The sequence below is a fragment of the Sphingomonas sp. genome (genome assembly GCF_048594985.1).
In the GTDB taxonomy this organism is placed as follows: domain Bacteria; phylum Pseudomonadota; class Alphaproteobacteria; order Sphingomonadales; family Sphingomonadaceae; genus Sphingomonas_I.
The window spans coordinates 1-10,995 of record NZ_JBMDXG010000018.1 but is presented as its reverse complement, the minus strand read 5'-3'; the positions used below and the strand labels follow the sequence as shown (position 1 = coordinate 10,995).

At 70.7% G+C, this 10,995-nt stretch carries 12 protein-coding genes; 10 read left to right on the top strand and 2 right to left on the bottom strand.

Translation table 11 applies throughout. The annotated features are described in order from the left end of the window. A partial coding sequence (crtY, locus tag ACOJSF_RS00660) for a lycopene beta-cyclase CrtY (protein ID WP_420140315.1) occupies positions 1-1,054 on the bottom strand: 1,054 nt, incomplete at its 3' end. 47 nt (positions 1,055-1,101) lie between these two features. On the opposite strand from crtY, the gene ACOJSF_RS00655 reads away from it, so the two are divergent. The 3 genes from ACOJSF_RS00655 (at position 1,102) to ACOJSF_RS00645 (ending at position 3,596) form a co-directional block, all read left to right on the top strand. Then, a complete protein-coding gene (locus tag ACOJSF_RS00655) occupies positions 1,102-1,836 on the top strand; it encodes a sterol desaturase family protein (protein ID WP_420140314.1) in 735 nt (244 codons plus the stop codon). Positions 1,837-2,016: 180 nt separating this feature from the next. Then, on the top strand, positions 2,017-2,940 hold the full coding sequence (locus tag ACOJSF_RS00650; RefSeq protein ID WP_420140313.1) for a DMT family transporter: 924 nt from the start codon (positions 2,017-2,019) through the stop codon (positions 2,938-2,940). After that, positions 2,937-3,596, top strand: coding sequence for a COQ9 family protein (locus tag ACOJSF_RS00645; RefSeq protein ID WP_420140312.1), 660 nt, complete (start codon positions 2,937-2,939; stop codon positions 3,594-3,596). The genes ACOJSF_RS00650 and ACOJSF_RS00645 overlap by 4 nt, the downstream gene beginning before the upstream one ends. Here ACOJSF_RS00645 and ACOJSF_RS00640 read toward each other — a convergent pair. Next, complete coding sequence (locus ACOJSF_RS00640; RefSeq protein ID WP_420140311.1) at positions 3,581-4,687, bottom strand: NAD(P)/FAD-dependent oxidoreductase; 1,107 nt, start codon at positions 4,685-4,687, stop codon at positions 3,581-3,583. The two genes, ACOJSF_RS00645 and ACOJSF_RS00640, sit on opposite strands and share 16 nt — an antisense overlap. Before the next feature lie 48 nt (positions 4,688-4,735). On the opposite strand from ACOJSF_RS00640, the gene ACOJSF_RS00635 reads away from it, so the two are divergent. The 7 genes from ACOJSF_RS00635 to ACOJSF_RS00605 all read left to right on the top strand — a co-directional run. Then, entirely contained in the window at positions 4,736-5,203 is a 468-nt protein-coding gene (locus ACOJSF_RS00635; protein ID WP_420140310.1) for an A24 family peptidase, read from the top strand. A 44-nt stretch (positions 5,204-5,247) separates the two neighbouring features. Next, the gene (gene cpaB / locus ACOJSF_RS00630) at positions 5,248-6,258 is read left to right on the top strand and encodes a Flp pilus assembly protein CpaB (protein ID WP_420140309.1); all 1,011 of its coding nucleotides are present in this window, start codon (positions 5,248-5,250) and stop codon (positions 6,256-6,258) included. A gap of 1 nt (position 6,259) precedes the next feature. After that, positions 6,260-7,663 carry a type II and III secretion system protein family protein gene (locus tag ACOJSF_RS00625; protein WP_420140308.1) on the top strand — a complete coding sequence of 468 codons (1,404 nt, stop codon included), beginning with the start codon at positions 6,260-6,262 and terminating at the stop codon, positions 7,661-7,663. 1 nt (position 7,664) lies between these two features. Continuing rightward, positions 7,665-8,075: a CpaD family pilus assembly lipoprotein gene (locus ACOJSF_RS00620; RefSeq protein ID WP_420140307.1), complete on the top strand. Its 411-nt coding sequence runs from the start codon at positions 7,665-7,667 to the stop codon at positions 8,073-8,075. Then, positions 8,072-9,322 carry a pilus assembly protein CpaE gene (locus ACOJSF_RS00615; protein ID WP_420140306.1) on the top strand — a complete coding sequence of 417 codons (1,251 nt, stop codon included), beginning with the start codon at positions 8,072-8,074 and terminating at the stop codon, positions 9,320-9,322. The genes ACOJSF_RS00620 and ACOJSF_RS00615 overlap by 4 nt, the downstream gene beginning before the upstream one ends. 13 nt (positions 9,323-9,335) lie before the next feature. Continuing rightward, on the top strand, positions 9,336-10,295 hold the full coding sequence (locus ACOJSF_RS00610; protein ID WP_420140305.1) for a type II secretion system F family protein: 960 nt from the start codon (positions 9,336-9,338) through the stop codon (positions 10,293-10,295). Positions 10,296-10,299: 4 nt separating this feature from the next. After that, the coding region (locus ACOJSF_RS00605; protein ID WP_420140304.1) for a type II secretion system F family protein at positions 10,300-10,995 on the top strand (696 nt) is incomplete at its 3' end.

The window sequence follows — 10,995 nt, the reverse complement described above, 5'->3', positions numbered from 1 at the left end:
GGCCCGCGTAGAAACGCGCCACCAGCCCCTCATCGAGGCGATAGAAGCGTTCGAGCAGGCGGTAGCGGTCGGGCGGATCGGCGGCGAGGAACAGCATCCGCGCGAGCAGGCGATAGAAGCCGCGGGTCCGCCACGCCCGCGCGGCATGATCGCGCGTGGCGGATGCGAGGGCGGCCGAATCGATCCGGGGCTGGCGCAGGATCAGGGCGACCGTGCGCACCGCGTCGGGCAGCGAATAGCCCGTCACCGGGTGGAACAGCCCCGCCGCCATGCCGATGCGCGGCACGGGGTCGGCGCGCGGCCAGAAGGCGTCGAAGTCGCCGCTCAGCGCGATCGGCAGCGCGGCCGCCTCCTCCCGCTCGACCGAAGCGACGGTCCAGCCATGGCCGGCGACATAGGCATCGATGCGGCGACGCAGATCGGGCACGTCGAGTTCGGGGCCGGTCGTGTAATAGGTATCCTCGACGAACAGGCGGTTTTCGTCGAACGGGAGCAGGTAGACGAAGCGATAGCCCTCCGCCTGATCGACCGTCGCATCCATGATGACCGGGCGGGTCAGCCCGTGCGGGGCGGCCAGGCGCAACATGCGGCCGACGAACTTCTGCCAGCCGAAATGGAGGGCACGCGCGTCGCCCATATTGCGCGCGTCGATCACGGCGCGCGCGGCGATCGGCGTCCCGTCCGCCAGCCTCGCGCCGCCCGCCGTGAGCGCAGTCACCGCCTGCGCCGCGATCGCCGCCGGGGGCAAGGCGGCGCGCACCGCCGCATCGAGCCGTTCGGATTCGATCGAATGATAACCGCCCGAAAGCGTCCGGCGGTGGCCGGGAAAGCGCACGTCGTTGCCGACCCAGCGCCGCGCGACCAGCGGATCGACCAGCCAGCGCATCGCCGGATCGACGTCGCTGTCGAAGAAGGACCAGATATGGTTGCCGCCGAGACGCGCGCCCGGATCGGCGAGCAGCACCCGCAGGTCGGGCCGGCGCTCCGCCAGCGCCAGCGCCAGCAATCCCCCGGACAGGCCGCCGCCCGCGATCAGCACGTCCGTTTCGATCATCGCCGGGGCTTCTACCCATAAGCATGGGCTGCGCCTATAGCGGTGCCATGATCCTACCGGCGCTGTTTGCGGCCCTGACCATGACGGCGATCGTCGCCGTGCGCTATCTCGCCGCGAGCGGGGGGTTCGCGCTCGCCACGCGGCTGAAGCAGCCCGGCCTCTATGCGGGGCAGGCGCGGCAGATCCGGAGCGAGATCGGCTGGAGCCTTGCCTCCGCCGCGATCTACGGCGCGCCTGCGGGGATCGTCGCGTGGGGCTGGCGGGCACATGGCTGGACGCGGATCTATGACGATCCGCAGGCCTACCCGCTGTGGTGGATGCCGCTATCGGTGCTCGCCTACCTGCTGCTCCACGACACGTGGTTCTACTGGACGCACCGCGCGATGCACGATCCCCGCCTGTTCAGGCGGATGCACGCCGTCCACCATGCCAGCCGCCCTCCCACCGCGTGGGCGGCGATGAGCTTCCACCCGACCGAGGCGCTGACCGGCGCGATCGTGATCCCCGCGCTCGTCTTCGTCGTGCCGATCCATGTCGCGATGCTGGGGCTGGTGCTGACGATCATGACGGTGATGGGCGTGACCAACCATATGGGGTGGGAGCTGTTTCCCCGCCGGCTGGTGGAGGGACGCGCGGGACGCTGGCTGATCACCGCGACTCACCACCACCGCCACCACACGCATTACCGCTGCAATTACGGGCTCTATTTCCGGTTCTGGGACCGGCTGTGCGGCACCGATCAGGGCTTGGGCACCTTCGTTCGTCGCAAAAGTGCAAATTAATTACATTGCACTGCACAAAAGGGACTTGCGGCACCGCACTTAACGAGCCAGAAAGGACGTGCCTTTCAGGCATCCTCTCCTAAAAACTTATCAGGGCCGGTTCGCCGGCCCTTTTTTTTGCCCTGCGGCGGCGCGACAGGGCAGCATGGATCGGGGCGCGATCCACGCTAGGGCCGGCGCATGACCGCAGCCGCACATCCGAGTCGCCTGAACCTTGCCGCGCTCGCCTTGCTGGCGGCGAACGTCGCGCTGGCGTGCGGGCCTTGGCTCGTCCGGCTGGCGGAGCGCGACGGCGGCGTCGGCCCGGTCACGTCCGGCTTCTGGCGGCTGGCGCTCGCGCTACCCGTGCTGGCCTTCGCCGCGATGCGCGAGGCGGGGCCGCCGGCGGGCGCACGGAAAGCCGTGGTCGCGGCGGCGATGCTGTCGGGGCTCTTCTTCGCCGCTGACCTGGGGCTGTGGCATATCGGCATCCTCCATACCCGCCTCGCCAACGCCACGTTGCTGGGCAACGTCACCGCGATCCTGTTCCCGCTCTACGGCTTCGTTGCGGCGCGACGAGCGCCGAGCCGGCGGCAGGCGTTCGCATTGCTGCTCGCGGCGGCGGGCGCGGGCCTGCTGTTCGGCCGCTCCTACGAATTGTCGGCGCGCAATCTGGCCGGGGACCTGATCTGCATGGGCGCGGGGCTGGCCTATACCGCCTACCTGATCGCGGCGGACCGGGCGCGCACGGCGCTGGGGCCGATCCGGACGCTGACCTGGGCGGTGGCGGTCGGCACCCCCGTTCTGCTGGCGGCGGCGCTGCGGCTGGAGGATACGATCTGGCCGCGCGACTGGACCGCGCTCGTGCTGATGTCGATCGGCAGCCAACTCGTCGGGCAGGGCCTGATCCTCTACGCGGTCACGCGCGTGCCGCCGCTGCTGGTGGGCGTGATGCTGCTGACCCAGCCGATCGTGGCGGCGACGATCGGCTGGATCGCCTATGGCGAGGCGCTGACGCCGGTGGACGGGATCGGGGCGATCGCGATCGCGGCGGCGGTGCTGCTGGTGCGCGGCACCGGCCCGCGCTTGCCGGCGGCGGAGAAGGCGGTAAACCCGGGCGCATGACCGCCCCCATCGACATGACCCTCGACGAACTGCGCGACGCGCTGGCCGGGCCGATCGCGGCCGAGGCGGTGTTCGACGGCTGGTCCGACGCCGCGCTGGCCGCCGCCGCGCGCGCGATCGGCGTGCCGGCGGAGCGCGCCGCGCTCGCCTTTCCCGACGGGGCGGTGCCGATGATCGACGCGTGGTTCGGCCATGTCGACGCCCGGATGGCGGAGGCGCTACCGCCCGAGCGGCTGGCCGCAATGCGGATTCGCGAGCGGATCGCCGCTTTGGTGCTGACGCGGATCGAGGTGGTCGCCCCGCACAAGGACGCGCTGCGCCGCGCGCTCGCCATCCTCGCCATGCCGCAGAATGTCGCGACGGGCGCGCGTCTGGCGTGGCGGGCGGCGGATGCGATGTGGCGGCTGGCCGGCGACAATGCGACCGGCTTTGCACATTATACCAAGCGGCTGACGCTGGCGGGGGTCTATGGCGCGACCCTGCTCGCCTTCCTCGACGACGAGAGCGAGGACCATGCCGGCACGCGCGCCTTCCTCGACCGCCGCATCGGCGAGGTGATGCAGTTCGAGAAACTGAAGGCGCAGCTGCGCCCCGATCCCGACCGCCATTTCAACGTCGCGCGGTTCCTCGGCCGGCTGCGCTACCCCGCGCGCTGAAAGCGGTCCGGCGCATAGCGGCCGGGATCGATCGCCGCGACGGCATCGGGCAGGCTCTCGCCGAGCAGCAGAGCGGCCGCCAGCATCGCGGCGGCGGGCGCGGTCTGGATGCCGAATCCGCCCTGCCCCGCGCACCAGAAGAAGCCCGGCGCGCACGCGTCGAAGCCGTAGACGGGCAGACGATCGGGCGCGAAGCTGCGCAGACCCGCCCAGGCCCGCTCGCGCCGGGTGACGCGCCAGTCGACCGCGCGTTCGAGGCGGTCGATCGCGACCGCCACGTCCAGCTCCTCGGGCGCGACATCGTGCGGATCGACGGGCGTCTCGTCATGCGGCGAGAGCCATAGCCGCCCGCCTGCTTCGGGCTTGAAATAGAACAGGCCGCGCGCGTCCATCACCAAAGGGGAGGTCGGCGCGGCGGGCGGATCGACCGCGAGCTGGACGACGGTGCGGCGATAGGGCTGGATCGCGATCGGGGTCGCGCCGGCCATTGCCGCGAGCGGTGATGCCCAGGCGCCGGCGGCATTCACCATCACCGCCGCGCGCACCTGCCCGGCGCGCGTGTCGAGCCGCCAGCCGGACGCGTCGCGTATCGCGCCATCGACCCGGGCATCGGGCAGCAGCACTGTGCCAGCGGCGCGCGCCTGCGCCAGGAACGCGGCGTGCAGCCCGCCGACATCGATGTCGCGGCACGTGGGCTCGGTGATCGCGCGGGTATAGATGGGGCGGATGCCGGGCACCGCCGCCTCCAGCGCGGCCCGATCGAGCGCGGCGGATTCGATCCCGCACGCCGCCAGTTCCGCCGCGAGCGCGTCCAGCGCCCCCTGCCCATCGGCATCGGCGATATGGACGGTGCCACGCGGGTGCAGCATCCCCGCACGCTCCAGCCACGGGCCCGACGCGGTGGTGAGCGGCTGGACGCCCGGGCCACCATAGCTTTCCTGCCAGAAGGCCGCCGAGCGGCCGGTCGCATGGTAGCCGGGCTGGGCCTCCCCCTCGACCAGCACCACGCGCGCGCGATCGCCGATCATGGCGGCGAGGCTGGCGCCCGCCATCCCCGCGCCGACGATGGCGATATCCGCGACGATGCTCACGGCGACGCGGTTACGGTTTGGCAAGCGGTCGCGTCTAGGGGGACGTGCATGCAGATCGCGACGACCGGGTTGCTCGCCATGCTCGCCGCGCTCCTGTTGCGCGCGGCGGCGACCGACATGCGCGCGCGGTTGATCTCCAACCGGCTGAACCTCACGATCGCGCTGCTGGCGCTTTTGTGGTGGTTCGCGGCTGGGCTGGACGCGGGCGACATGCTCGTCCGGGTCGGGATGGCGGCGGCGGTGCTGATCCTCTTCGGCGGCTGCTTCGCGCTCGGGCTGATGGGCGGGGGCGACGTCAAGCTGCTGACGGCGCTTGCGCTGTGGCTGTCGCCCGGCACGATGATGGCGCTCCTGTTCTGGATGGCGCTGGCCGGCGGCCTGCTGACGCTGGCGATGCTGTTGATCCACCGGCTGCGCGGGGACAGGCGGACGCTGGAAATCCCCTACGGGCTGGCGATCGTGACGGCGGCGTTGCCAATCGTGACAAACCATATCTTAACCACCCTCGCCGCATAGCGCGCCCAGCGGCCATCCGGCCGGCGCGAGGGGTGTTGCGTGGCATGAACGTGCGGGGCGTGATGATGATGGCGGGCGCTTTGCTGTTCGCCGTCGTGTGCGCGATGATGGCGCGCAACCTGTTCAGCGGCGCGGGCGCACAGCCGGTTGCCGTCAGCGCGCCCGCGCCGGCCAGCGGCCCCGAAGTGCTGGTCGCGACGCGGACGCTGCCCGTGGGCACGATCATCGGCCCCGACGCGGTCCGTTACCAGCCGTGGCCGAGCCAGCTGGTCGACCAGGCCTATTTCATCCGCGGGCAGCAGCCCGACCAGCAGCAACTGATCGGCACGGTGGTCCGCTATGCCGTGACCGCGGGCCAGCCGGTCACGCAGGGGGCGCTGATCAAGCCGGGCGACCGGGGATTCCTGGCCGCCGCGCTCGCACCCGGCATGCGCGCCATCTCGATCTCGGTCACGGCCGCCGCCGGCGTCGCGGGGTTCGTCTTTCCCGGCGACCGCGTCGACGTGATCCTGACGCAGGAGGTTCGCGGCGGCGGCGACGGCCCCCCGCTGCGCGCCAGCGAGACGATCGTGCGCAACATGCGCGTGCTGGCCACCGACCAGAAGACCGACAAGACCAGCGACGCCGAAGGCAAGACGATCGTCACCACCTTTTCCAACGTCACGCTGGAAGCCACGCCCAAGCTGGCCGAGGAGATCGCGGTCGCGCAGACCGTCGGCACGCTGTCGCTGTCGCTGCGATCGATCGCCGACGACCGGATGGAGCTGGAGCGGCTGATCGCCAATGGCGAGGTCGATGCGCCGACCGACGCGAAGAGCGAGCGCGCGATGCTGATGGAGATCGCGTCGCGCCCCCAATATGGCCATGTCACCGCGACCACGGGCGGCGACGTATCCCGCTACCAGCCGCGCACCGTGCCTAGCCGCCCCGAGGCGCCCGCCCCGTTCGTCCCCGTCGCGACGGGCCCCGCATCCCCCGCGCCGCGCCCGCGCGGCCCGGTCGTCACCGTCGCGCGCGGCGACCGCGTGAGCGACGTGTCCGTGGCGAGGAATTGAGATGACGCCGACCCGGACCCTGCTGCGCGCCGGCATGCCGATCTTCATCGCGGCGATGGCGACCTCCACGCTGATCGCGCCCGACCCGGTGCGCGCGCAAGCCGCCGAGCCCGCGACCGGCAATCGCGCCGAAATCCCCACGCGCGTCATCACGCTGTCGGTCGGCCAGGGGCAGCTCGTCCGGCTCGCCCGGCCGATGACCGAGATGTTCGTCGCCGACGACCGGATCGCGGACGTGCAGGTGAAGGGCACGAGCGCGCTGTACCTGTTCGCCAAGACGCCGGGCGAGACGACCGTCTACGCGACCGACCGCAGCGGCGCGGTGGTCTGGTCGAGCAACGTCCGCGTCGGCAACAACATCGCCGGCGTCGGCGCGATGCTGAAAGCCGTGATGCCCGAATCGGACATCGTCGCGACCCCCGTGAGCGGGATGGTGCTGCTGACCGGAACCGTCGCCAATCCCAAGGATGTCGAGGAGGCGCAGCGCCTGACCGAAGCGTTCGCGGCCGGCGCGCAGGTGGTGAACCGCCTGCGCACGCCGACCCCGCTGCAGGTCAATCTCCAGGTGCGCGTGGCGGAGGTGAATCGCGACCTCGTCAAGTCGATCGGGGTCAATCTGTTGAGCCGCGACACGAGCGGCGGCTTCCTGTTCGGGATCGGGCAGGGATCGCCGGGCACGATCACGACGGTCGACGGCGCGACGCGCTACGCGTTCAACAACAAGGCCGGGGCGACCACGCTGGGCCTCGCCGGGCATCTGCTGGGCATGGACCTGATGGGCACGCTCGACCTGGCGGAACGCGACGGGCTCGTCACCACGCTGGCCGAGCCGAACCTGACCGCTTTGTCGGGCGAGACCGCGAGCTTCCTGGCGGGCGGGGAAATTCCGGTGCCGATCAGCCAAGGGTTCGGCGCGGTCTCGGTCGAATATAAGCAATATGGCGTCAGCCTGGCCTTCACGCCGACCGTGATGAGCGGGGGGCGGATCGCGCTCAAGGTCCGGCCCGAAGTGTCGCAGCTCGACGCCGCGAACGGGGTGCGGCTCAACGAATTCACCGTGCCGGCGGTCACTACGCGCCGCGCCGAAACCACGATCGAGCTGGGATCTGGCCAGTCGTTCATGATCGGCGGCCTGCTGAACAACAATACCGAGAATGCGACCGATCGCGCGCCGGGCCTGGGCAATCTGCCGATCATCGGCGCGCTGTTCCGGTCGAACAGCTTCCGCCGCCGCCAGACCGAGCTGGTCATCATCGTCACGCCCTATCTGGTGCGCCCCGCCACCGCGTCCGCGCTGGCGCTGCCGACCGACGGCTATCGCGCGCCGAGCGACGCCGATCGCGTCCTGAACGGCACCACCTATCGCGGCGAGCCCGCCGTGCCGCCCGCCACCGGAGGGAAGTGAGATGACGCGTCCCCTGCCCCGCCGCCTGATCGCCGCCTGCGCGGCACCCGCGCTGCTTGGCGGGTGCATGACCGGGCCGGGGAATGAAGGCGTGAGCTCGATCCATCGCCCGGTCGTCGTCGATGGCCGCGCGCACGTCCCCAACTGTCCCGACTGGAGCAGCGCGGGAAGCGATTCGGCGGCGCGGACGGACAGCAATTTCGGCTGCGCGGCGGGCACCAACCTTGCGGCGATGATCGCCGATCCGAATGACCTGATCCAGGGGCGCGACGCGGGGGCCGGCCCGTCCGAGGTTCCGGCGCGATCGATCAAGGCGTGGCGCGAGGTCGAGCCGACATCGAAGCAGTGGACCACGACCGTGCGCGAATCGACCGGCGGCGCGGCGGGCGGCAGTTCCGGGGGGCCGCGATGAACGCGCCCTTCAATCCGCGCGGCAGCCTGCGCGATCCGTTCAGCGCATTCCTGAGCGATCTCGATACCGAGGATGTGGCGCGCGCGACGGCGCTGTCATTCGGCTGGCCGCTCGAACGGATCAACAATGGCGGCGTCCACTATGCGGTCCAGTCGCTCGCGGTGTCGCCCAGTCCGTCCGTCCTTCTGGTCGATCTCAGCACCTCGTCCGAGCCGCTGGACGACATCAACGCGCTGGCCGAGGTGTGCGAGCCGGGGACGATCGTCCTCGCCTGCGGGACGACCAACGACGTTCAGCTCTATCGCGCGCTGATCGCCAACGGCATCACCGACTATCTGTTGAAGCCGCTGACGCAGGAACAGCTTCATCAGGCGATCGTCGACGCGCAGACCGCGCAGAGCGGTGCGCGCGGGGGCGAGACCGACACCGCACAGCCGCATTTGATGGCGGCGGTGATCGGCGTGCGCGGCGGCGTGGGCGCGTCGACCGTCGCCACCTCGCTCGCATGGCTGGTGTCCGAACAGGATCGCGCGACCGCGTTGCTCGACCTCGACATGCAGTTCGGCACGGCGGCGCTGGCGCTCGACCTCGAGCCTGGACGGGGACTGACCGACGCGATCGAGAATCCCAGCCGGATCGACGGGCTGTTCCTCGAACGCGCGCTGGTTCAGGCGAGCCCCAGGCTGGGCGTGCTGTCGGCGGAGGCGCCGATCACGCAGCCGATGAGTGGCGACGGCGCGGCCTTCTTCCATCTGCAGGACGAATTGCGCGGGGCGGTGGCCTGCACGGTGATCGACCTGCCGCGCCATGTGATGGTCCAGCATCCCGGGCTGCTGCGCGATGTCGCGGTCGCGGTGGTGGTGGCCGATCTGACGCTCGCGGCGACGCGCGACACGATCCGTATCCTGTCATGGTTGCGCGCCAATGCACCCGCCACGCGCACCATCCTCGTCGCCAACAAGGTTCCGGCCACGGGGCAGGAGGAGGTCGCGCGCAACGAGTTCGAGGCATCCGTCGAACGCGCGATCGACGTGGCGCTGCCGCTCGACGCCAAGCTCGCGACGCAGGCCGCGCGACTGGGCAAGCCGCTCGCCGAGACCGCGCGGGGCAGCAAGCCGGGCCAGGCGCTGGCCGAGATCGCCACCCTTCTGCTGAGCGAGGAAGGGGCGGCACCGGCATCCATGGACTCGCTGCTCGACAAGTTGGCGAAGCGCGCCGCCGACTTCCTGCGCAAGCCCGGCAAGTGAGGGCGCGGGCCGGGTGCTGATCGCGCTGCTCTTCCTAACCGGGCTCGGCCTGATCGTCGCGGCGGTGGCGATGGAGCGCCGGACCGCGCGCAACGCGCCCAAGCGGCGGCTGGACGCGATCCGCGCGCGGCACCGCATCGGCACGGGATCGGCCGAAACCCAGCTTCGCCGGATCGACCTCCAGCGCGCGACGCGGCTCGACCAGACATTCCAGACCTTGATTCCCAATCCCGATCTGCTGCGCCGCCGGCTTCAGGCCACGGGGCGCAATTGGGGGCTGGGCGGTTATGCGCTGGTCTGCGGGGGACTGGCGGTCGCGACGTGGGTCATGCTCGCGCTGTCGGGCATGCCGGTGCTGCTCACCGTCCTCGTCGGGCTGCTGATCGGCGCGGGCGCGCCGCACCTGCTGGTCGGCCGGCTGATCGAACGGAGGATCGCGCGCTTCCTCGCGCGCTTTCCAGACGCGATCGAGCTGCTCGTGCGCGGCCTGCGCTCCGGCCTGCCGATCAGCGAGACGCTCTCGCTGGTGGGCAGCGAAGTTCCCGATCCGGTCGGCGTGGAGTTTCGCGGCATCGCCGACCGCATCCGGATCGGCAGGACGATGGAGGCGTCGCTACAGGAGACCGCCGACCGGCTTCCGACACCTGAATTCCAGTTCTTCGTCATCACGCTCGCCATCCAGCGCGAGACCGGCGGCAATCTGGCAGAGACGCTGGGCAACCTGGCCGACGTGCTGCGCAAGCGCCTGCAGATGAAGCTCAAGGTCGGCGCGATGTCGTCCGAATCGCGCGCGTCCGCGTACATCATCGGCGCGCTGCCGTTCCTCGTCTTCCTGCTGATCTGGTATGTTAGCCCCGGCTACATGGGCGCCTTCTTCACCGATCCACGCCTGACAGTGGCGCTGATCGGCGGGCTGGTGTGGATGGCGATCGGCGTGCTGATCATGGCCAAGATGATCCGGTTCGAGGTCTGAGGCATTGGGCGCGAATATCCTCGGCGTCGGCCTGATCGATATGGCGACCCTGTTGTCGGCGGCGGCCGTCTTCGCCCTGCTCGTCGCGGTCCATGCCGCGACGACGATCCACGATCCGATGGCCAAGCGGGTCAAGGCGCTCAACGAACGGCGCGAGCAGCTCAAGGCGGGCCTCACCGCCTCGCCCCGCCGCCGCTCGCGGCTGATGCAGACCAACCGCACGACCGACCGGATGCGCGGCCTGCTCGCGGGCTTCCGCGTCCTTCAGGACCAGCAGGTGCGGGAAGTGCAGGCGCGGCTGATGCAGGCGGGCATCCGATCGAACGACGCGGCGGTGGCGGTGATCTTCGGGCGGCTGGCGCTGCCGATCGCGATCGGCGGCACCGCGATCGTCGGCGTGTACCTGATCGGCTGGTTCCCGACGTGGGGCGGCCTCAAGCGCTACGCCTTCGTCGCGGCCAGCCTGGTGCTGAGCTACAAGGCGCCCGATCTGTGGTTGAAGACCCGCATCGCCAAGCGGACCGCCGCGATCCGCAAGGCGCTGCCCGACGCGATCGACCTGCTCGTGATCTGCGCGGAGGCGGGGCTCAGCCTTGACGCGGCCTTGAACCGGGTCGCGGAGGAGGTGGCAGTCTCCGCACCGGAGCTCGCGGACGAGCTGGCGCTCACCGCCGTGGAGCTCAATTTCCTGCCGGAGCGG